Source organism: Novosphingobium sp. BF6 (genome assembly GCF_058273105.1).
On record NZ_CM177776.1, the window covers coordinates 1,264,253 to 1,287,058 of the forward strand.

12 protein-coding genes are annotated in these 22,806 nt (G+C 62.2%); 6 read left to right on the top strand and 6 right to left on the bottom strand.

From position 1 onward, the window contains the following. The first annotated feature begins 2 nt into the window (after nucleotides 1–2). Entirely contained in the window at nucleotides 3–6,863 is a 6,861-nt protein-coding gene (locus AC4D6D_RS20895; RefSeq protein ID WP_491327448.1) for an amino acid adenylation domain-containing protein, read from the top strand. After that, complete coding sequence (locus AC4D6D_RS20900) at nucleotides 6,853–7,614, top strand: 4'-phosphopantetheinyl transferase family protein (RefSeq protein ID WP_491327449.1); 762 nt, start codon at nucleotides 6,853–6,855, stop codon at nucleotides 7,612–7,614. Before AC4D6D_RS20895 ends, AC4D6D_RS20900 begins: the two co-directional genes overlap by 11 nt. Nucleotides 7,615–7,795: 181 nt before the next feature. On the opposite strand, the gene AC4D6D_RS20905 is transcribed toward AC4D6D_RS20900, so the two are convergent. Together AC4D6D_RS20905 and AC4D6D_RS20910 are read right to left on the bottom strand one after the other, a co-directional pair. Further along, nucleotides 7,796–10,198, bottom strand: a complete 2,403-nt coding sequence (locus AC4D6D_RS20905; RefSeq protein WP_491327450.1) for a TonB-dependent receptor — start codon at nucleotides 10,196–10,198, stop codon at nucleotides 7,796–7,798. Nucleotides 10,199–10,366: 168 nt separating this feature from the next. Next, nucleotides 10,367–11,950 carry an alkaline phosphatase D family protein gene (locus tag AC4D6D_RS20910; RefSeq protein WP_491327451.1) on the bottom strand — a complete coding sequence of 528 codons (1,584 nt, stop codon included), beginning with the start codon at nucleotides 11,948–11,950 and terminating at the stop codon, nucleotides 10,367–10,369. Between the two features lie 190 nt (nucleotides 11,951–12,140). Here AC4D6D_RS20910 and AC4D6D_RS20915 point away from each other — a divergent pair, with 190 nt between their 5' ends. Next, nucleotides 12,141–13,106, top strand: a complete 966-nt coding sequence (locus AC4D6D_RS20915) for a GGDEF domain-containing protein (RefSeq protein WP_491327452.1) — start codon at nucleotides 12,141–12,143, stop codon at nucleotides 13,104–13,106. A 251-nt stretch (nucleotides 13,107–13,357) separates the two neighbouring features. Beyond that, nucleotides 13,358–14,923: a tetratricopeptide repeat-containing sulfotransferase family protein gene (locus tag AC4D6D_RS20920; RefSeq protein WP_491327453.1), complete on the top strand. Its 1,566-nt coding sequence runs from the start codon at nucleotides 13,358–13,360 to the stop codon at nucleotides 14,921–14,923. Nucleotides 14,924–14,973: 50 nt separating this feature from the next. On the opposite strand, the gene AC4D6D_RS20925 is transcribed toward AC4D6D_RS20920, so the two are convergent. From AC4D6D_RS20925 to AC4D6D_RS20940, 4 genes are all read right to left on the bottom strand, one after another. After that, the gene (locus tag AC4D6D_RS20925; RefSeq protein WP_491327454.1) at nucleotides 14,974–17,385 is read right to left on the bottom strand and encodes a TonB-dependent receptor; all 2,412 of its coding nucleotides are present in this window, start codon (nucleotides 17,383–17,385) and stop codon (nucleotides 14,974–14,976) included. Between the two features lie 138 nt (nucleotides 17,386–17,523). Then, entirely contained in the window at nucleotides 17,524–18,384 is an 861-nt protein-coding gene (locus tag AC4D6D_RS20930) for a sterol desaturase family protein (protein ID WP_491327455.1), read from the bottom strand. Nucleotides 18,385–18,733: 349 nt separating this feature from the next. Continuing rightward, nucleotides 18,734–19,747 carry an MBL fold metallo-hydrolase gene (locus AC4D6D_RS20935; protein ID WP_491327456.1) on the bottom strand — a complete coding sequence of 338 codons (1,014 nt, stop codon included), beginning with the start codon at nucleotides 19,745–19,747 and terminating at the stop codon, nucleotides 18,734–18,736. A gap of 25 nt (nucleotides 19,748–19,772) precedes the next feature. Continuing rightward, complete coding sequence (locus AC4D6D_RS20940) at nucleotides 19,773–20,855, bottom strand: MBL fold metallo-hydrolase (RefSeq protein WP_491327457.1); 1,083 nt, start codon at nucleotides 20,853–20,855, stop codon at nucleotides 19,773–19,775. Nucleotides 20,856–21,085: 230 nt separating this feature from the next. Here AC4D6D_RS20940 and AC4D6D_RS20945 point away from each other — a divergent pair, with 230 nt between their 5' ends. Both AC4D6D_RS20945 and AC4D6D_RS20950 read left to right on the top strand, forming a co-directional pair. Continuing rightward, on the top strand, nucleotides 21,086–21,556 hold the full coding sequence (locus tag AC4D6D_RS20945) for a CopG family ribbon-helix-helix protein (protein WP_491328786.1): 471 nt from the start codon (nucleotides 21,086–21,088) through the stop codon (nucleotides 21,554–21,556). 136 nt (nucleotides 21,557–21,692) lie between these two features. Further along, the gene (locus AC4D6D_RS20950) at nucleotides 21,693–22,772 is read left to right on the top strand and encodes a putative urea ABC transporter substrate-binding protein (RefSeq protein WP_491327458.1); all 1,080 of its coding nucleotides are present in this window, start codon (nucleotides 21,693–21,695) and stop codon (nucleotides 22,770–22,772) included. The last annotated feature ends 34 nt before the right edge of the window (nucleotides 22,773–22,806 follow it).

Sequence of the window (22,806 nt, forward strand, 5' to 3'; positions counted from 1 at the left end):
CCATGGTGACGCAGAATGATCGCCTCGCGAACGGGCTTGTCTGGCCGCACGACCGAGCCGAAGGTCGCTCGGAAAGTTCGGTGCAACTTTCGGATTCCGCGATCGAAGCCTTGTCTTCATTCAGCCGGGAAGCCGAGTGGAGCATGCAGGACATCCTGCGCGCGCTCGTACATGTCTTGCTTTACCGATATCTCGACGAAGACGTCACCACGCGGTTCGAGTGGCTGGACGGAGAATGGGTCCGTTTCCGGCGAGAGCTTGGCGGCAGCCTCTGTTTCGGTGCGCTGCTGGCCGCAGGCGACGACACCGGGGAGTGCATGACGGCGGAGCCTGTCGCAGGCGACTTGTTTCTGACCGGCAGCAGGGAATGTGCCAGGCAAGGCGATCATCATGGCGTCATCGCCTTGTGGTTGAGCGACGATTGGACGCGCGTGCATGTGGAAGGTGTTGCACCCGTTGCGGTGATCGAGAGGCTCGCGGTCCACGCTGCGCGGTTGTTGGCGCACGCGGTTCGGGCACCCGAGGTTGCCCTTGACGATCTCGACTTGCTTGACGAGGCAGACTTTCTAAACTTGGCCGAAATTGCCGGACCCACGATCGCTTTCGAGGGTCCGGATACGATCGACGGCCTGTTCCTGGATCAGGTGGCTCGAACGCCGGAAAACATCGCCGTGTCCTGCAAGGACGAAAGGCTGACGTATCGGCAGTTGGAAGATCGTTCCGCGCGGCAGGCCCGCGCCTTGCTTGCGGCAGGCGTGGGCGCTGGTTCGACGATTGCGGTGTTCATGAATCGCAGCTGCGCACTGCTTGTAGGGATACTGGCCGCCCATCGCTGCGGTGCCGGAGTCCTGCTGCTCGATCCCGGACAGACCGCCGACCGCCTGACGGTCATGTTGCGGCTTTCGGGAACGGATATCGTGATCGGCAAGGGGCCGGCTCCGGGTTTCCTGGAAAGCGGGCAGGTCTGGATAGACATGGACGATGCCACCGCCGATATCGACGACGATCCGGATGCCCGGTCCAGTCTGCCGGGCGCGAGAGGCAATGGGATCGCCTATGTGATCTTCACGACCGGGAGCACCGCCGAGCCTAAAGGTCTGGCGGTTTCCCATGCGGCGATGGCAAACCGGATGCGCTGGCTGGCTTTGGTCTATCGGTTGGGAGAGCAGGACGTATCGCTTGCCCGTACGGCGCAGTCTTTCGATCCCGCCTGGTGCGAGATGCTGCGCCTTCTCTGCGTCGGCGGGCGAACGCATTTTCTGGAGACCGGTGCAGAACGCGATCCGGCGGCGGTCGTGCGGGTCATTTCAGCAGAGCATGTAACCGTCATCGATCTCGTTCCCGCTCCGCTGAGGGCATTGCTGGAATATAGCCGGGCTTTCGGTGTCGCCGCGCAGCTAGGCAGTCTTCGCTGGGTGCTTGCCGGTGCTGAAGAACTGACCGGGGCACTGGTCGGCGCGTTCCGTCAGGTTCTGGGCGGCGGAAAGGCACGGCTCATCAATGGCTGGGGAGCAACCGAAACGACGGTGGATGCGACCTGGCAGGACTGCACGAATCTGTCCGATGAAGCTCCGGCACCGCTCGGGCGCCCCATTGCCAATTGTGCCGTCCATATCCTCAGCCGCTCTGGACGACTTATGCCGCTGGGCATGAAGGGTGAGCTTGCAGTGACGGGGGCCTGTCTCGCCCTGGGCTACCTGGATCCCGACGAGGCTTTCGCGCAGCGATTTGCCGAAGTACCCGCCTTGGGCAATCGGCGTAGTTATCTCTCGGGCGATACGGCTCGTTTATCTTGTTCCGGTGTTCTTCATTTCGTCGGACGCAGCGACGCTTTCATCAAGATTCGGGGTGTTCGCGTCGCTCCCGGTACGATTCTCGACCTTGCGCGAAAGTGCGACGGCGTGGGCGACGCCGTTCTGCACAAGGTTTCTGGCAGTGAATCCGGTGGCGAAGATGTTGTTCTCTTCGTAGTGCCGCGTGAAGGCGCGGAATTGCGGGCGGAAGAGGTCAGGGCATTCCTCGCCGAGCGCTTGCCAGCGACGATGATTCCCGACCGGTGTTTGATAATCGCGGCAGTACCGCGCAATGCGAGCGAAAAGGTCGATTTCAGGGCGCTGGGGACTTTCCTCGAAGTGGAAACGCCCGCGGAACTCGCATCAGCGGTTGCCGAAGCGGCCGATGTCCTGTCCTGGGTTTGCAAGGTCTTCGGTGCGTTGATCGGGGGAAGGCATGGCCCCGATGCCGATTTTTTCCGGTCAGGGGGAAATTCGCTGACAGCCGTACGCCTGATCGCAAGGGTTGCCGATGAATTGGGACTGATGCTGACGGTGCGGGATGTCTACGAGGCGCCGACCCCGGCCGATCTGGCGACACGCATTGCGCAAGCGCCGCCGCTGGATTCGGGCGACTTCGACGCGGAAGCGGATGGAAAGGCCACGCATGCGCAGCGCCGGTTCTGGATACTCAGCCGTGATGCGCGCAAGTCACTGGCCTATCATGTTCCGCTCGATATCCGGCTTGCCGGGCGCTGGGAACTTGCCCCGCTCCAGCGGGCCCTGGACAGTCTGGTCGAACGTCATGAAATCCTGCGGACGACGTTCCGGCTTTCGGGGCAGGAACTGGAGCAAGTCGTACATCCCTTCACACCGGGCATGTTGCGGGCCGAGTTGATTGAACGACCGGTGGATATGGCGCAGGAGGACGTACTGGGCCGGTTGCACGGCAGGCCATTCGATCTGGCCTCGGGGCCGCTGCTGCGAATAGGTCTGCTGCGATCGAACGGGTCCCCTGACGTTCTTTGGATGACCCAGCATCATGTCATCACCGATGCATGGTCGATGGGGCTTCTTGTCGATGCGCTGGAAGATGCCTATCGCGCGGCATTGCAGGGGGCTGCGATCGATGAAGACCCCCTGCGATTGCAGCACCGCAACGTTGCCGCATGGCAGAGCCGCTGGCTGGCGGGACCATCGGGCGCACTGGCGCGTGACTATTGGCAATCGAGCCTCGATCCCTTGCCGCATCGTTTGCAGCTTCCGACCGATCGCCCACGCAGGATGGACCGGACCTGCGAGGCCGCTGTATTGCAGATACCCCTGCCGACGGGGATCGCCGGCGCTTTCCTAGATCTGGCCTTACGGCGGGATGCCAGCCCCTTCATGGCATTCACGAGCCTGGCGGGGATCCTGCTCCACTGTTGGTCAGGGCAATCGGATTTCATTCTTGGCGCGCCTTTTGCCGGGCGAACCCGGCAATGCTTCGAGGATCAACTCGGATGTTTCGTGAACAGCCTGCCGCTGCGGATGAAGATCTCCGGACAGGACACCTTCCTCGATGTTCTGAGTCGTGTCCGGGAAACCTGTCTTGGTGCGCTCGAACATCAACTCTATCCCTTCGATCTCATCGTCAGGGATCTCGCAAGATCCGACAAGCCCGGTCTCGGCGCACTCTTCGATGCCATGGTCGTCGTCCAGAACACGCCGGAAAAGCACGGCAAAGCGCTTGCAGGCGAGGTGCGCCTTGCGGAAACGGAACTGGAGCAGAGCAAGCTCGACCTGATCTTCACTTTCGTGGAGCGGGCGGGGCATTGGACGATGCGCCTCGATTACGATGCGACATTGTTCGATGCTTCCTCGATACGAAGACTTGCTGAACAGTTCTGCGCGATGATGGAGGTTTTCGGACAGGAGCCGGCTTGCCCGGTCGCCGATGTACTCACCCCCGCCGCCGATACCGATGAATTCCTCGGTGATGACCAGCCGCTGCATGCGGGTTTCGAACGGTGGGCTCGGCATGCCCCGGACAGAACCGCGCTGGTCTATGGCGAACGGCGCCGAAGCTACGGCGAACTCGATTTTGCAGCCACGCATCTGGCCGATGTTCTGATGGACGAACTGGGGGAAGAGAGCGGGGTCGTCGCCATTCACCTCGACAGGACCGATCGGATCGTCGAGGTCCAGTTGGCGATCCTGAAGGCAGGACATGCCTTCCTGACCTTGAATCCTGCGGATCCCCCCCAAAGGTTGCACGATCTTCTGGAAGACAGCGGCGCGCTCGCCGTGGTCGAGGATCGCATTCACAGGATTCAGGCAGAGTTTCCGCCGAAGTGCAGGCGGATTTGCCTGGACGCCCTCGAGAAGGGGCGTCGGGGTGGAGAACCACTGCCGCGCAGATTGGTGCAGCCGCAGGATGCGGCCTATGTCATCTACACTTCAGGTTCGACGGGACGCCCCAAAGGCGTTCTCGTCGCGCATTCCTCGGCGCGATCGTTGGTTCTGGCCGCAGAAGAAGTGATCGCGCCTCATGGGCAGGAGGCTTGGAGCGTGTTTCATGCCTTCCATTTCGATTTTTCGATCTGGGAAACCTTTGTGCCGCTTTCCCGTGGAGGCAGGGTCGTTCTTCTCGGAGAGCGGGATCGCCGGAATCCCAGAGCCTTGGCCGAACGGATATCCGAAGACGGCATTACGGTGCTCTCCCAGGTTCCTTCGGCTTTCGATCATCTTGCCCCGGAACTCGTCGGCTTGAGAGCCTCGGGGTTGAAATGGGTCGTATTCGGAGGCGAACCGGTCAATTTGACCTTGCTGCATGCGATCATGCCGCAACTCCCGCAGACCACATTCCTGAACGGCTACGGGATCACCGAAACCACGGTATTTTCGAGTTTCAAGCGGCTCGGTGCGGAAACGGCACTTCAGAATGTGGGTAGATCAATCGGTAATCAGAAGATCTGGATTTTGGACGACCGGCTGCGCCCGGTACTGGACGGTGCGATCGGCGAAATCTGCATCGGCGGTCCCGCCGTTGCCCTCGGCTATGTCAATGCATCGGAGCGCGATGCGGCGCGCTTTGCTTTCCTGCCGCATGCTCCAGACACCCGCATCTATCGATCCGGCGACTTCGGGCGCCGTGACGGAGAAGGAAACCTGATCTTCCTGGGCCGCCGCGATCGACAGGTGAAACATCATGGGCATCGCATCGAACTGGAGGAAATACGCATCGCGGCGCTCGCCGTTCCGGGCGTGACGGAGGCGGCTGTGCTCCCGCCCCGCGACGACCACATGGAAGAGTTGATACTGATCGTCGTTGTCTCGGACCCTGCAACATCGGTGCAGCGGATACGTTCGATCCTTTCGGAACGTCTGCCCCCCTACATGCTCCCGGCAAGGATCGAAATCACAGAGTCGTTTCCCCGGCTGTCGAACGGAAAAGTCGATATGGCTGCGCTGGCGGGCAAGCTGGTCGATGCCGGTCGTTCTCAGCCGATCCATGCGGTCATCGGAACAGACGATGCAGAGGCGGATGAGCCGCTCGTCGCTATCCTCCATGCGATGCGATCCGCGATCGATGCGCCGGCGTTGGGTGCGGATGATGACTTCTTCGCTCACGGGGGCCATTCGCTTGCAGCCATCCGGGTCTTTGCGGAAATAGAAGCCAGATTGGGCTGCTCCTTCGAACTGGAGGCAATATTCGAGCACCCGACCGCGCGCGCCCTTGCCGCGGCGCTGTTTACCACCGAGGCCCAGTCCTGCGCCGATGAACCGGTCGGTTCGCTGAAAACTAATCCCGCATCTGCTTTGCAGGCGGGTCTCTGGGCGATCGCACATTTCCAGTCGCCCGAACTGCCGAATACGCTGGTCGAGCGTTGCAGCCTTCCGGACGACCTCGATCTCTCGCGCTGCGAGCAAGCATTCTTTGCGGTTTTCGAGAGGTTCGACATTTTTCGGACCACGTTCGCACTTGAAGCAGGCGTGCTGGTGCAAAGGATTGACGCTCAACCTTCTGCGCGGGCGCGACTACGGATCGTCGACCTCGATCAAGGGGCGGACCTGGAGGCATGCCTTTCCGAGATTATGCGCAGCGAAGGGCTGGCACCGTTCGATCTTCTCCACGGCCCCCTGGTGCGCCTCGTCTTGGTCAAAGTACAAGGTTCCGAGGCGGTTCTGCTGTGCGCGGCGCACCATGCAGTCTGGGACGGTGCTTCGCTGGATCTCACGCTGAAGGCTTGGGAACGCGCCTATGCGGCGTTGGGGGAGGGGAGGGCTCCACCGGCCCGCAGCGACCGCGAGCAATACATAACATTCCTGCGTCGCCAGCAGGACCGCCTGACGACACCTGGCGGAGAGGCGGCGCTCGCATTCTGGCGCGGGAGATGCGATGGCGGCGGCAGGATCGGCCATCTCCTTCCTCAGCCTGTATCGCGCGAGCGTTATATTGGCCAATCCGAACGTTTTGAAATGGGTTCCGTCGTTTTCGGCAAACTCCGCAGCCTTTGTGCCGCCACCGGAACGACACTTTTTGCAGGACTTCAGGCACTGATCCGAAGCTGGGTCTGGTCGCGCTGGGCGGTGACCGAGGTGGCCATCGGATCGCCGGTGATGTGCCGTCAAGGACTGGACTTTTCCGTCTCTCCCGGGCCTTTCATCAACCATGCGGTCTTGCGCTGCCGGGTGATGGGGGCAGACAGCTTGTCCGAGGCCGTGGCAAAGGCAGGGGAAGAAGTTCGTCTGGGCCTGAAACATGCCGGTATTTCCGCCGAAGAGGCGGCCCCTGGCGGCAACAGGCTTTTCGATATCGGCCTGACGTTGCAGTCGAGCGAGGGCGCGCGCCGCGCTTTGGAGCGTCTCGGTGCCGATCTTCGCGTGTTCGGTCTCCATACCGCGCTCTGGTTCGATGTGACGCCGGTCGATGGGGATCTGTTGTTCGATCTCGTCGCGAATCTGGATCATTTCGATCCTGCACTCATACGGGATATCCTGCGCGACATTCGCGCGACATTCGAGGCGCTCCTGGGCCGTCCGGAAGATCCGATCGCTGAAGTTGTCCCCAGGCGCGCGAGACCGAGGCTGGCAATCGATGTCGGCTGAAATTGTGTTTCGTGCCGGTACTCGTCCGCTCTTCGATTTCCAACGTCGACGGATCGAACCGGACGAAATTCATCTCTACTGGCTTTGCATCGATAACGAGACTTGCAAGGTACGCGCGATCAACGCCTTGCTTGACCATGAGGAGCAAGTGAAAGTTGGGCAATATCTGCGCGAGCAGGATCGGGACCGTCAGGTCGCATCGCGAGCTGCCTTACGCCTGATCCTCGGCGCTTATCTCGGTAATTGCCCTCGATCGCTTCAGTTCGTCGTGTCGGGCAAGGGCAAGCCGGTGCTCGAAAACGGGCATGTTTCCTTCAATGTCTCTCATTCGGGTGCGAGGGTCGTGATTGCCGTTACCCGGCGCGGGCGCGAGTTGGGCGTGGATGTCGAGCGGATTCGTCCCATGCCTGACCTGGAAGGACTCGCACGTCACGTCACCACGGCCCGTGAATGGGCGCTCTGGCGTTCCATGGCACCGGAGCTCAAAAATCCGGCATTTTACGAACTCTGGACTCGCAAGGAGGCCGTGCTCAAGTTGGATGGCAGCGGACTTTCCCGCAATCCTGACAGTCTTGAGGTCGGCTTTTCGAACGGGAGCGCTCCCACCGGATTCGGATCGCGTGCCGGTCTCGTGTCCTTTACACCTGAATCGACGTATGCCTGCGCGCTGGCCTTTACCGATCCGGAATGCCTGCGCGCCATCAGCCTCGAAAAGGTATCGTTCCGGCAATGGGTCGAGACTGCGAGCTAGAGCATTCCGAGACCCTGGAGGCTGTTTGGACCTGCTTCATCATGGTGTTGCCTTGCTCCATACCAGCCTCTCAGTCCTTGTGGTTTCGCAAGTCCATAGTTCCAAGCGCTACTCGAATGACAAGTCTGAGCGCTACGGATTGAGCGAGGCAGGTGGACATGCCTCCTGCCTCGCTCCCAACTTACATTTTCACGCGAACAGTCAGGCCGTAAGTCCGGGGATTGCCCGGGTAGCCCTGAATGATGCCGGTGGACTTGGTATAGCCCAGCAGGTTGATGAAATAGGCCTTGTTGAACAGGTTCTCGGCCCAGAACTGCACGTCGAGACGGCCATTGTCGAGCAGGGTGCCGACCCGCGCGCTGGCGAGGGCATAGCCGCCGATTTCGGCCGAGGGATCGAGGGTGATCGTGGTGTTCTGCTTCGAGCGCCAGTTCACGTCGAACAAGCCGTAGACTTGCGTGGTTTCGTTGATCGCCACGGTGTAGTCGACGGTGAAGTCCGCCGTCCACTTCGGCGCCCAGGCGACCTGGCGGCCGGTGAGATCGCAAGTAAGGGCGGTCGACTGCGCCGGGCAGACCGAGTTGTGGAACGAGGAATAGGTCGCCTTGTTGTAGGCGACGAAGCCCTTGGTATGCAGGCCTTGCAGCAGCCAGGTCTGCATTTCCGCCTCGATGCCCTTCGACGTGACAGAGCCGACGTTGGACAGGAACTTGAGCGCGGTATTGCCCACGCCCACGGCCTGGTTGGCCTGGTAGTCCTTCACCTTGGTGTGGAAGGCAGTGAGGTTCAGCAGGACCTTGTCGTCGAAGAACGTGCCCTTGATTCCCGCTTCGAAGTTGTCGGCGGTTTCGCCCTTCACGGTCTGCCCGGCACCGACGGCAATCGCCTGGGCATCGACCATCGGCAGCAGGTTGAAGCCCGCCGACTTGTTGCCGCGCGCATACTTGCCGTAGATGAAGATGCTGGGAGTGACCTTGTAGTTGATGCCCGCTTCGCCCGAGAGCGCGCTGTCCTTCAGGCTGGTGTCGACATGGCCAAGCTGGGCATTGGCACCGGCAGCCGACATTGCCTTGATCTGCGCAGCGTTGAGATTGCCGGGGTTGGACACGACCTGACCGTCATAGAGCTGCGAGCGGCGCTCCCAGGTCTGGCGCAGACCCACGTCGATAGAGAGATTGCGCGCGGCGTCCGGGTGCCAGGTGACGTTGCCGAACAGGGCATCGGTATCGGTGTGGAACACGGCCTGGCTGGCGATGCCGAAGCCGTCGAGCCGCGCCGCGTAGGCGCCCTGCGCCCAGGTCCTGCCGCCGGTGGTCGGGAAGGCCGTCGCGCTCGGGTTGGCGGCCCAGATATGATACTGGGGACCGAATTCGATGCGGGAATCGACTTGCAGGCGCTGGCGGCTGAGGAAGCCGCCGAGAGTTGCCTCTACCGGCTGGTCGGCAGGCGTGGACCAGCGCAGTTCCTGGCTGAACTGACGTTCCTTGTTGCACGAGCCGTAGTCGGTGATGGCGTCGAGCTGGGTATAGTCGTTGTCGTTGTTGGTGAAGCAGGACCACTTCTGCCACGCCGTGATAGAGGTGAAGGTGCCGATCCCGTCGACGTCCCAGTTGACTTCGCCGCTGGCCGAATTGGCCTTGGTCTGGGCGTTGAGGGCGCCGTCGATGTTGATGGTGCGGTCCTTGGCATTGCTGGTCAGCAGGGTGTAGCCGGCCGCCGCCATGCGGGCCTTGAGTGCAGCCGGATTGTAGACCGACAGGATCACCGGCGACATCGTGTTGAAGTCCTGCTCGCCATGCATGCCGATCAGGCGGATCGAGAGGTTTTCGGTCGGCGTCGCCAACAACTGGCCGCGAATGCCCGAGCCCTGCCGCGCATTCTGGCGGCTGCCGTTGTAGACGTTCTTGTAGGTGCCGTCGCGGTCGCTGTCGAAGGCTGAGACGCGGAACGCGAGCTTGTCGGCGATCAGCGGGCCGGTAATGCTGGCCTTGACCTCGCGCAGGCCGAAGTTGCCGAAGCTGACTTCGCCGGTGCCGCCCAGTTCGAATGCGGGCTTCAGGGTGTTGATGAGCACGGCGCCGGCCGTGGTGTTCTTGCCGAACAGCGTGCCTTGCGGGCCGCGCAGCAGTTCCACGTCGGCAATGTCGTTGAAGTCGTTCGAGACCATGCCCTGGCGGCCTGTATATACACCGTCGACGAAGACGCCGACCGAGCCGTCGATACCGTCGGTGTTGAAGCCGTTGTTACCGATGCCGCGAATGCCGAGATTGAGCTGCTTCGGGTTGGTCAGATAGACCGAGAAGGCTGGGAACTTGTTCTGGAAGTTGGTGAAGTTCGTGAGGTTCTGACGCTTCAGTTCCTCGGCGGAGATGACCGTGATGGGGATCGGCACGGTCTGCGCGTTTTCCGAACGCTTGCGGGCAACGACGGTAATGTCGGCTGCGCTCTCGGTACCGATCGCCGCCTCATCAGCAGCCTCTTCGGCATGGGCGCAAGTAGCGGCGGAGGTAGCAGCGATCGACAGCAGGCTCGCGGAAAGCAACATGAACGTGCCAATCTGGCGGCGAGCGATGGAAACGGGCATTCGAATATTCCCCCTGTGGAGTGGACGCGCAACCACGCCCCCTCCACGGGCACACCGAGAGGGTAGAATCGGCCAATAAAATTATTATCTTAAGCCGGACGTACTTGCGTGAAGCGCCCGATATTCGGCTTACATGTCTCTATTGTTACAATCGATGTTTTTGCCGGATCAGACCGTTTCGACGTGAAGACCGGGCTTTCCGGCTTCCAGCGAGAAGCGCGCGATATCGGAAATCGCGGAATCCTCGCGCCGGGCATCGGTCAGGCCGCGATACGTGACGCTGCCGCCTTTCGCATCGATATCGAGCCGGCCGTAGCCGCGTATTTCGTTCTCGGCGAAAGCCAGCCCATTGGTGGCGGCCAGGGGCTTGAAGTCCGGATCGGGCCGCAGCGACGTGATCGAGCCGCCGACGAATTCCGCGGCGATCGGGGCATCGTCGGGACGGTCCGGATTCCGGATATCGGCGGCCGCAAAGGCATGGATGTCTCCGCCCAGAGCCAGCGGGTTACTGGTTCCGGCCTCGGCCCAGCGGCGGAAAATCCTGTCGCGCGCGGCCGGGTAGCCGGACCAGTTGTCGGCGGAATATTCCGCCTTGCCGTCCTGATAATGCTGGACCGTCTGGCGCATCAGGGTCTGCTGGGTGAGCAGATTCCACTGGGCCGTCGTCTTGCCGAGGCGTTCGTCCAGCCACTGCTCCTGCGCAGCGCCCAGCATCGTGCGGCTCGGATCGTAGAGGTCGGCGCAGTCGTTGATCTTGCTGAGGTAGGGCTTGTGCGCTTCCACAAGACCCGGTGGCTGGCAGGCATGGGGGCCGCGATACTGGCGGTCGTCGACAATCTGCAATTGCGCCAGGCTGCCCCAGTCTAGCGTGCGATAGAGCCGCATGTCCGGGCCGCGCGGCGGGCGGGCGCGGAGCGGCTGGTGCTCGTAATAGGCCTGATAGGCGGCGGCACGGCGGCGCAGGAAGGCGACCGGATCGCCGTTCCCCTCGTCCAGCGCGCCGGCATAGTCGTTGGCGACTTCGTGGTCGTCCCAGGTCAAGGCCCAGGGCGCGGCATGGTGGGCGGCCTGTAGCAACGGATCGAGCTTGTAGGTCGCATAGCGCACCCGGTAGCCCGCAAGGTCCATGGGTTCGGGATTGCGATGCAGGCGCACCGCGTTCTTCTTGTTCGGCGCGCCTTCGTAGATGTAGTCGCCGAGGAAGAGGATCAGGTCCGGGTCTTCCTCCACGACATGGCGCCAGGCGGCATAGAAGCCAGCTTCGTACTTCTGGCAGGAGGCGAAGCACAGCCGCAGGCGATCGACCGCCGCGCCGCGTGCCGGTGCGGTTCGCGTGCGGCCGACCGGGCTCGCTTCGCTTCCGGCGATGAAGCGGTAGAAGTAGGTGCGGCCCGGGCGCAGTCCGCGCGCGTCGACGTGGACCGAATGGCCCCAGTGCGGCTCGGCCCGTACCAGGCCGGACCTTGCGATGTGGGAGAATGCCTCATCCTCCGCGACTTCCCAGCGCACCGGAACCGGCACGGCGGGCATACCGCCATCAGGCTCCATCGGCTGCGGTGCGAGCCGGGTCCAGAGAATGACGCCGTCGGGCTCGGGATCGCCCGAAGCGACGCCGAGCGAGAACAGGCCCCGGGGCAAACCGGCAGCGGCGTGGACGCCGATCGAAAACAGCGATCCCGCGGCAAGCGCGCCTGCGATCGCGCCACGGCGTGAATAGGTGAGGAGGGGGGCGTGCTGGAAGATCTGGGACATTGCGGGCCTATCGGCATTGAATGTTACTGTCTCGTGACAGACCGCCTTGGTGGGCATTGCAGGTTTTTGACGAGGCCCGCATCCGCAAGGCGCTTAACCTTATAGAAATCTGCCCGCTGGAAGATAACCTGGTGTGACGCTATCCCGCGCCAGTGCCCCTGAACCGATTGGATCCTCGATGAACCCAACCATGGCTGCCAAAGACCCGATGACCGCTGCCATGCCGGGGATGGAAGTCGATCCGGCCGTCTACAAGACCCTGCTGGAATCGACATTGGCCATTCCATGGAAGATCGACTGGGCAACGATGCGGTTCGCGTATATCGGCCCGCAGATCGAACCGCTCCTTGGCTGGGCTCAGGACAGTTGGCTGTCCGTGGACGACTGGGCCTCGCGCATCCATCCCGACGATCGCGATCATGTCGTCAATTTTTGCGTCTCGCAGTCTGTCGCAGGCAAGGATCACGAAGCGGATTACCGGGCGTTGACCAAGGATGACGGTTATGTCTGGATCCGCGACGTAGTGCATGTCGTGCGAGGCGAGGATGGAGAGGTCGATAGCCTGGTCGGCTTCATGTTCGATATCAGCGAGCGGAAACGCATCGAGCACGAACTGATGAAGATGCAGAAGAAGCTCGAGGCTCTCTCGTTCGAGGATGGCCTGACGGGGACATCCAACCGGCGCCATTATGACGAACGGCTTCAGGCGGAGTGGAAAGGCGCTCAGACCGGTCAGCACCCTCTTTCACTGATCCTGCTCGATATCGACCATTTCAAGGACTACAATGACTTCTATGGCCACATTCAGGGCGATGAATGTCTGGTCAGGATAGCCAGCGCGCTGAAAGAGATCGGGATCCGCCCTCGTGATATCGTCGCTCGCTATGGCGGCGAGGAGTTCGTCCTCCTGCTCCCGGAAACCAGCGAAGCTGCGGCGGCGGCTCTGGCGGAGCGTTGCCGCGCGGTAATCGAAAGCCTGCATATCCGACACGAACGATCCAGTTGCAGTGCGTTCGTGACCGCGAGTGTCGGCGTCGGAACGGTCATTCCGCCTTTTGAGGGCGATGCGCTCCACTTCTGCGATGCGGTCGACAAGTTGCTCTACGCAGCCAAGCAGGAAGGACGCAATCGGGTCAGATCCACAATCTCGCCCTGATACTGCTCATAAGCGGTCGTGACGGCCAGCGCGCTGCAAAATCTGCTTTTTGAACGCAGACGCATGCTCCAGCGACCGCTTCAATGGGTAACCGATGCTGAGCGGCAAAAAGTTGAAGGGCGAGAGGAATTATCGACCTTGAGGCTGGCGGATTTTCGCGCCAGGCTGACAGTGAGCCGGTGAAGGCTATGCTCAGAGTGGATTCAGGCTGATGAAACGAAAAGTTCCGCTTTCCTGTTCGTGCCTGCGCGATGTCTGAACAGGAAATTCGCGGAGCAATAGCGCGCGGAGATATTCCGCAAGCGGTTCAAATCGCGAAAAGGCTGATAGATGCCGCTCCGGATCGTCCGGAGGGCTATTTCTTGCTTGGGATGGTCCTTACCGAGGGCGGCCATGTCGCGAAGGCACTTCCCTTGATCGAAGCGGCCGTCGAGCGGGACGCTAGCGCCGAGTATCTGGCGCAATTGGCGAAGTTGCTCGTTCAGGTCCGACGTGAGGATCAGGCTGCGTCCGTTGCTTCCAGGGCGATGGCGGCCGGGCCGGGGGATCCGCTGACTTTTGATACGATCGGTTGTGTTCTGGCCCGGCTGGGCGATCACGAAGGCTCGCTGGTGCCGTTCGCCGCCGCGGTCGAGCGCGATCCGCAGAATGCCGAATATCGTTACAATCTGGCTGCGGCGAGCGGGTTCACCGGCAGGGTCGATCAGGCCCGGCATCACTACGAGATGATCCTCGCGCACGACCCCGGCAACGCGCGCGTGCACTATGCGCTGGCGATCCTCTCGCGGCAGACCGCCGAGGACAATCACGTGGCGCGGCTGGAGACGGCCCTGGCGCAGGCCTCCGTTCCTGCTGACGACTTGCGTATCCGCTATGCCTTGGCCAAGGAACTGGAAGACCTTGGCGAAACGGCGGCCTCCCTGCGCCATCTCACCGTTGCCAACTGTGCGCAGAAACAGGCGATCGGCTACGACTTCGGGCAGGATGAAGCGATATTCGATGCGATCGAAGCGCTGTTTTCCGGTGGTGCCGCATCGCTGGCGCAAGGCGAGGGGCCGCGCGGGGAAGCGCCGATCTTCGTCGTCGGGATGCCGCGCACGGGCACGACGCTGGTGGATCGCATTCTGTCCTCACACCCGGACGTGGAGGCGGCGGGCGAGTTGCAGGCGATGCCGCTGGCATTGAAGAAGCAGGCGGGCACCGCGTCGCGCCGCGTGCTCGATGCCGATACCGTCGCGGCGAGCGGCGCCATCGATCCGGCCGCGCTGGGCGAGGCCTATCTGGCGCGGGCCAGAGTTCATCGCGGGCAGGGCAGGCCCCGTTTCACGGACAAGCTGCCGGCGAACTTCCTCTATATCGGCCATATCCTGCGGGCCCTGCCGGATGCGCGGGTGGTTTGCCTGCGGCGGGGCGCGCTGGATACGCTCTGGAGCAATTACAAGAACCTGTTCGCCAGCCAGTCGGCCTACTACGCCTATTCCTACGATCTCATGGATACGGCGCGCTACTATGCGCGGTTCGACCGGCTCATGGGGCTGTGGGAGCGGCTGTGGCCCGGCGCGGTCCTGCAACTGTCCTATGAGAGCCTGGTGGCCGACCAGGAAGGCGAGACGCGCAGGCTGCTGGCCCATTGCGGATTGGACTGGGACGAAAGCTGCCTGTCGTTCCACGAAAACCGGGCGGCAGTGGCGACGCCGAGCGCGGCGCAAGTGCGGCGGCCGATCAACCGTGACGGCATCGGCAAGTGGCGGTCCTATGCAGACGCACTGGCCCCCGCCCGTGCCTGGCTGGAAGAGCAGGGAATAGCGACCGGATAGTAGGACGCCGCCGCCCCAAAAGGGCGGCGGCGTCTCTTCGGCAGGTCCGATCAATACTTGATGCGGGCCTCGACGCCGACCGTGCGCGGCGAGATCAGGGCCTGGCGGTAGTAGCGTACCGCAACCCCGTCGTTTACGCCGATGCGCGAGCGATCCTGACCCACCGAGACGACGGCGTACTTGTCGAAGATGTTGTTCGCGAAGAGGCTGACGGAGTACTTGTCGGTCTCGTAAGTCAGGCTGGCACGGTGGAGGACGTAGCTGGGGATCTTGTCGCCATAGCCGCGATCCCAACCGATCCGGGAAACCACGTTGCCGCGGTAGGTCGCCGTCCAATTGGCGCTCACGCTGCCTTCGCCCATCGGCACGGTGTAAGTCGCACCGAGGCTGCCCGAGTTCTTGGCCGAACCCGGCAGGCGGTCGCCGTCGAGTGCGTCGAGCTGGGTGAACTTCGGCCGTCCGTCATAGTCGTTCGGCGTGGTGCGAATGGTGATGATGCCCGGAACGTCCTCGGTTAGCTTGGCATCGGTGTAAGAGTAGGTGCCCTGAATCGAGAGCTCCGGCACCGGCCTGAACTGGAACGAGGTTTCGAAGCCCTGCGACTTGGCCGAACCGCCGTTCACGGTGATTCCGGTCACGCCGTAATATGTGGCCGAGTCCACCTGGATGCCGTCCCACTTGATATGGAAGACGTCGAAGTTGAAGGCCAGCTTGCGGTCGAACAGCTGCATGCGCACGCCGATTTCGGCGTTCTTCGTCTTGTCGGGGCCGAACTGGACTTCGTTCGGCAGGGCGCAGGCGTTCTGCTGGTTGGCAGGTACCGGATCGGGGCAGGGGGCGACGCGGTTCGGACCGCCGATGCGGTAGCCTTTGCTGTAGGTCGCGTAGACCATGAGGTCCGGGGTGAAGTTGTAGGACGTGTTGAGCTTCCACACCCAGCCGTCCTTCTTGGCCTTGCCGCCCGCCGGATCGACGGCATAGGGGCTGAGCGGATCGCCGAGCAGCGGCAGAACAAGCGCGCCCTGCACATTGGAGGTGTACTTGAAATAGCGCGCACCGCCGGTCACCTGCCATGACGGGGTGATCTTCAGCGTGCCTTCGCCGAAGATCGCCTTTTCAGTGACTTTCGACTTGGTGTAGCTGACATATTCGAGATCGTCGGGATTGCCGGTCACACCGTAGAAGTCCGAGAGACCGGGGACGTGCTCTGCATAGTCGTTGTGGTATTTCTGACGGTTGTAGAAGCCGCCGAGAACCCAGTTGAACGGGCCGCCATGGCGCGAGACCAGTCGAATTTCCTGGTTGAACTGCTTGCGGCGCCCATCGCTTTCGTTCCAGCTCGAAAAGGCCGGGAAAAGCTCGTAGTCGTAGTCGAGATCGAGCAGCAGGTCGGTGTTGTCGGTCTGCGAGCGGGTGCGGACGTTCGTATAGGCCGTGGTCGAGACCAGATCGACGATATCGGCGATGTTCGCGTCGATCTCCATGCTGGCGAGGTGGGCGCGGCGGTTCACCGGCTCCTCGTAGCGGCTGGCGTTCTGGTACTTGCCCGTGCCCATCACGCCCGCACTGTTGGACTGGGCGCCGTCTGTCCTGGTGCGCTGGAAGGCGTATGTGAAGATCGCCTTGAGGTCTTCGGTGGTCTGGAGCAGCAACTGGTTGCGCGTGGTGAAAGTACGCTCAAAGTTGAGGTCCTCTCGGCGGCGCAGGTTGGCGGCGAATTCCTCGCGGGTGACACCGTCGGTGCCGCCCGGCTGCGGCAGCGACACGCCAGGCGTCTTGAGCAGCAGCGGGGAATCGATGAAGCCGGGGTCGTAATAATAGCCGGTGGCCGACCGGAACGCGACATGGTCGCGCACCAGCGGAATGTTGATCATCCCGTCGGCCTGGTATCCGAAGTTGTCCGAGTGGCCCTTGGCGTAGAGGCGACCGTGGCCTTCGGCTTCCCAGGCGTCGGTGTTGGGGCGGTTGGGGATATAGCGGATCGCGCCCGCCAGCGTGCCGAGGCCGTAGAGCGTGCCCTGCGGCCCGAGCAGCGTTTCCACGCGGGCGATGTCGAGCAGTTTGAAGTCGTAGTAGAGTGGCACTTCGCCAAGGTAGATGCCGAGTGAGTCATCGTAGTTCGCGCCGTTGGAGCTGACGTCCGAAGCGTTGAGACCGCGCAGCACGATAGAGCCGGTCGAACCCGGGCCCGTGTCCGAGATCGTCATGCCGGGAGTGAAGTCGGCCAGATCGCGCACGTCGTCGATGCGCTGGCGGTTGAGTTCCTCGGCGCCGATCGCGGAGATGTTGATCGGCGTGTCCATGATCGTGGTGGCACGGCGGGTGCCGGTGACGACGATGGCGTCGCCCGAATCCGCGGCAACGGCCGAAGCGTCCTGGGCCAGAGCGGGCATGGCGCCGAGAGTGCCGGTGAATATCGTCGCGGACAGCAGAACTGCCCTCAATTTCGCGCGATCTGTCATGTTGCTTCCCTGTCCTTGGTTTGAGGCTCCCGCACCCGGCCTGCCTGCGCCGGACTTTCGGGAGACGCTTTTTCTTATGACGACCGGCCATCTTCGCGGATGTCGCGCCGGTACGCCTCTTGTGTCCGACTTTGCCTGTCAGGCGATCGGGGATTTGATGCGTTCGATCAGCGGCTTGAACGGAAAGGCGAACTGTTCGCGGATCGACAGCCGCTTGAGGTCATCCTGACCGACCACACTGGCCTCGCCCTCGCGATAGGTGCTGAACAGGCGGTCCAGAAGGATCAGCGAATTGGCATAGTTGCACCGGGTGCTCTCGTAATCGATCGAATGGTGCAGGCTGTGATGGCGGATCGTCGTGAAGAACAGTGAGTAAAACTTCGGTGGATCCGCACGGACATTGGCGTGGGCGAAGGTGGAAATCGAACCCAGGACGTTCAGCCCGCAGAATACAGCCGCGAGCGGCAGGTCGAACAGTGCCAGCAGGCTAAGGCTGATCAGGAACAGTTCGATCGGATTGCCGACGTAGCCCTTCGCGGCATTGAGCTGGGTGATGTGATGGTGCGGCGCGTGCGTCAGCCAGAACGGTGTGGAATTGTGCATCAGGCGATGCATCCAGTATTGGCCGAACTCGATGATGAAGATCACCATCGCGATCTGCACGAGAAACGGCAGTTGCATGGCCCATTCGGTCGAAATGCCGAGCGAGGTCTTGAGCGCTTTCAGCGGATCTTCGGCCAGCGTGGTCGAGGCCCAGGATATCGCCGTCGTGCCCAACACCACATAGAACAGGTCGGTGAAAAATTCTCGCCGGTTCATCCGCCAGCCTGCGTGGCGCTCGTTGATCCATTCAAGCCCCAGCACGCTGAGCGTGATGAGCGAGGTCACGACGGTCAGCGTCCACGGAGCTTCCACCAGCGACTTCGGCGCCAGCCCCCAGAACGCGGCGATGGCGACGAGATAGGCAGGGGGGATCAGGTTGAAGAGAGCCTGCTTCATGCGATCATGAGCTGAATGTCCGCCATGCGAACTGTCGCCCGAGAGAACCGCATAGGAGATTGGCAGTTGTTCCATTGAAAACCCCCTCCAGGCCGGTGGGCCGGCCTGTTGCTAAAGTTTCTCTCTCCCGGATTTTCATCGCTCTGCCAGGCGACTTGATACACGGTATGGATATTACATTTATCGTCAAGAGTATTAATTTGCGACGTTTCAGTTTTGGCGTTAACCGCTTCTGATCGCCGGAATTCCGCCAATGGCCCCTTAAGTCGAACGCCGGAAATGGTCTGCAAAGAGGGCGACAAGTGTGTCCCCTTTTCATCGCAGCAGGCGTCGATTCGTGGTGCATCTGTCAATCGTAGCGATAGGGATTACGATCGATCGTCGTCGTCCCGCGCGTCTGGTTGCAGAGGAAGACGGTGCCGGTAAAGTAGATGCCGGGCTCGGTGATCTTCTGCGCTTGGGCATAGGCTTCGCGCAATTGCTGGACGGTCATTTCCACCGGAGCCTCGTCGGGTTGCCAGGTCATGCCGTAGGCGTAGTCCTGCCCGTCCTTGCTGATCTCCACATGGCAACCCATGACATGCGTTACCGGATGGGTGTCGCAGAAGTCGATCAGTCGTTTCATGCTGTCGAACCACGGTTGCCAGAAGCTGATGTAGCAACGACCCCGGTAGAACATGTCGCCGGTGTAGAGAATCTGGGTATAGCTATCGTAATAGGCGAATTCGGAGACGACATGGCCGGGTGACCCCCAGATCAGGATCTCGCGCCCGCCCAGATCCAGGGTGACGCGCTGTTCCGGGTAGTTCGTCATGCCCCAGAATCCGACCATTTCCTCATGGGTCAGGCCCATGCAGCGGGTGTTCGGACGGTCGGCGAACTGGTTGGTCGCCGCGTAGTGATCGGCATGAAGGTGAGTGAAGGCGACCAGCAGTTCCAGACTGGCTGGATCGCGCCGGTTGCGGCGGCACCACTCGTCGATGCACTGGTCGACGGCGGCGCGGTAGTCGCAGTCGCTCCGCAGTTGCACATAGCCTTCGTCCAGCAGCAATACACGGTCGTTGCCGAAGTAGAGCGGCGCGAACGGGGCCTCGTAACTGTAGGCCTTGTTCTGGCGCAGGATCGCCGTATGCGGGTCGTACCAGTGGACCTGCACCGGCGGGTCGGTATTGTCCATGCAGGACGAGGAGCCGCAGATCCAGCGTTTCGGGAAGGCTCCCGGCGCGGGAAGATGGCTATGAAAATCGATCGGTGCCGGACGGGTGGCGGCCACGGCGGCATCGGTCGCCGCTGTAAGCGTCGCGCCGGTCAGGGGCACGGCGGCGATGGCGGCATTGTGGGCGAGGAACGTGCGGCGATCCATCTGGAGTTCCTGATGTTCGAAGGGGTCAGAACGGGTGGGGCGCGTCGATCCTGGGCACGCCTTCGGGCCAGACCTTGGTCTTCTGGTCGGGACTGACACCGTTGAACAGCACGAAATCCGGGCGGATCAGCATCATGTCCTTGCCTTGCACCGCGCGGGCGTGGACGATCGCCTCGTCGATGAGGTCCGGCGTCATTTCCAGCACGCGCTCGTAAGGCTTGTAGGTGGCGAAGCGCGGGTAGTAGCGGCCAGGCACGAACATCATCTCGACATGCCCGCCGAGCAGCCACTTGACGGGCTTGCTTGCGGCGAAGTCCCGCAGCCGCTCCAGCGAGGCAAGGAAATCGCGGTCGTTGCCGATGTTGATCTTGCCGGGGAACAGCAGGTCGCCGGTGAACAGCAGGTCGCAGTAAGGATCGTAGAAGCTGACGCCGTCCTTGTGCGAGCCGGGGGTCGGAATCACCTCGATCACCCGATCGCCGAGGTCGATGCGGCCCGTGCCCGAGGGCCAGCTGGCGCCGAGGCCGTAGAACTGCTTCATGACAGCCAGCGGCTTCGGAACCACGGTGGTTGCGGGCCGCCCGGCGAACTGCACGAGGCCCTGGTTCTGCGCGATATCCTCGCCCGAGGTCAGGGCGACCGTGAGCGGTATCGAAGTGTGTCCGCGTGCCTTGCACCAGCGTGTCACGATGGCATCGACGGTCTCGCGCAGGGGGTAGTGCCGGGCATCGGCGGTGGCGCCGGTGTCGATCAGCAGCGCGCCTGCGTTGCCGAACAGCAGGTAGGTGAACGGTGCTTCCCAGTGGACGCAGACGTTCTGGCGCAGCACGAAAGTATCTTCGTTGTACTGCACCACCTGCACGCGCGGATCGCGGTTCTTCGCCGCGACGTTTGAGCCGTAAGTCCATCGAAACGCCAGACTTCCGGGCGCAGGTCCGTCGCAGGCGTAGTCATGGACGACCCGTTGTCCGCGATGGAGAGGCACGACGCTGTCGGTATGGCGCACGCCGGGCGTGTTGTATCCCAGCGCGATGTTGCCGTTTGGATAGAAGGGCCGCTCGGGCGGCTTTGCGGCAGGCGTAGGAATGCATGTCGAATCTTGCGCCACGGAAGGTCCCCAAAACTGCCCGCACCAATGTCGCCAACGGTATCGATAATACGTTTCGTTGCAATGGTAATAAACAGATGGGCCTCATCGATACGGTTTATGACGTGCCGCCGCTCTGGACGGATCGCCCGCCCGCCGGTAGGCATGGAGCCGATGTACCGGACGATCGAGATCATGGCCGAAGGGGCTGCCGCGTGAGCAGCGATGCCGCCAATCTGGCCCGGCTCAGCATGAGCCTGCCCGCCGACCTGTTTCGCCAGCTCGACATGATGGTGGAGGAGCGTGGCTTGCCGTCGCGCTCGCAGCTCATTGCCGAACTGATTCGTCACGCCCTTGCCGAGCATGAAGCGCTGACCCGGCCCGAGGAGATGCTCGCCGGGACCATCACCCTCGTCTATCGCGGCGATCGCGGGCGGGTGCGCCAGCAGCTGGCGCAGAGTCAGGCGGAATATCTCAAGGAAGTCATCTCCTCGCAGCATGTCTTCCTGGAGGATGACCAGTCGCTGGAAGTGCTGCTGGTGCAGGGGCCTGCGGCCCGCCTCAAGGAGCTTTGCGACGCGCTGCGAGCGATCCGCGGGGTTCACCAGCTCGAACTGGTGACGACCACGGCGCTGCTGCCGCCGCTCCACGATAAAGGTGCGGTCAAACGTCCTGTGCGTCGCTCGCGCAAGGCGCAGGCAGCAGGCGAAGAGGTCTCCTGAACGCTGGCATAGCCGCGCGTGCCATGCCCGATTGCCTGGGTACGTATGGTATTACAGAATCTCCTAAGCGTAATATTTTTGTGATGGACAACGTCCTCGATTGCGGCAATGCTGCACTGCGAAAGGGGACCGAGTCATGATCGCATCGATCCGCAGCATTGCCAGGGCCACGCTGATGGCCGGGCTGCTCGCCACCACCGCCTGCTCCCAGGCGCCGAGCGAAGCGCCCAAGCGCAGCGAATTCAATATCGGATGGTCGATCTATGCGGGCTGGATGCCTTGGCCCTATGCCCAGCAGGCCGGTATCGTGAAGAAGTGGGCCGACAAGTACGGCCTCAAGATCAACATCGTCCAGGTCAACGACTACGTCGAATCGGTCAACCAGTACACTGCGGGCAAGCTCGACGGCGTGACCGTGGCCAACATGGACGCGCTGACGATCCCCGCCGCGGGCGGTAAGGATACCAGCGCGATCATCGTCGGCGACTACTCCAACGGCAACGACGGTATCCTGATGAAGGGTGCCACGGACCTGAAGGCGATCAAGGGGCAGTCGGTCAACCTCGTCGAGCTTTCGGTGTCGCACTATTTGCTGGCGCGCGGTCTCAATTCGGTCGGTCTCCAGCTCAAGGACGTGAAGACGGTCAATACCGGCGACGCGGACATCGTCGGTGCCTTCGCCAGTCCCGACGTCAAGGTCGCGGTCGCGTGGAATCCGCAGCTTACGGCCATGAAGGCGCAGCCGGGCGCGAAGCTGGTGTTCAGCTCTGCCGACATTCCCGGCGAGATCCTCGATCTGCTCTGCGTCGATACAGCGACGCTCAAAGCCAATCCGAACCTCGGCAAGGCGCTGGCGGGCATCTGGTACGAAACGACCGCACTGATGGTGCGTCAGGATGCCGAAGGCAAGGCGGCGCGTGCGGCGATGGCGAAGCTGGCGGGCTCCACGCCCGAGGCGTTCGATAGCCAGCTCAGCACGACTTATCTCTATTCGGACCCGAAGGCGGCGGTCGCGGCGGCCGATGCGCCTGCGCTGCTGACGACGATGACGCGGGTTCGCGACTTCAGCTTTTCGAAGGGCCTGTTCAAGGGCGCGACGTCGGCCGATGCGGTGGGCATGGCCTTCCCCGGCGGCAAGACGCTCGGCGACGCCCAGCATGTGACGCTGCGCTTCGACGACAGCTTCATGAAGATGGCGGCAGACGGCAAGCTCTAGTTCGGGTCCGATCGGGCGCGAAACCTATCAAGTG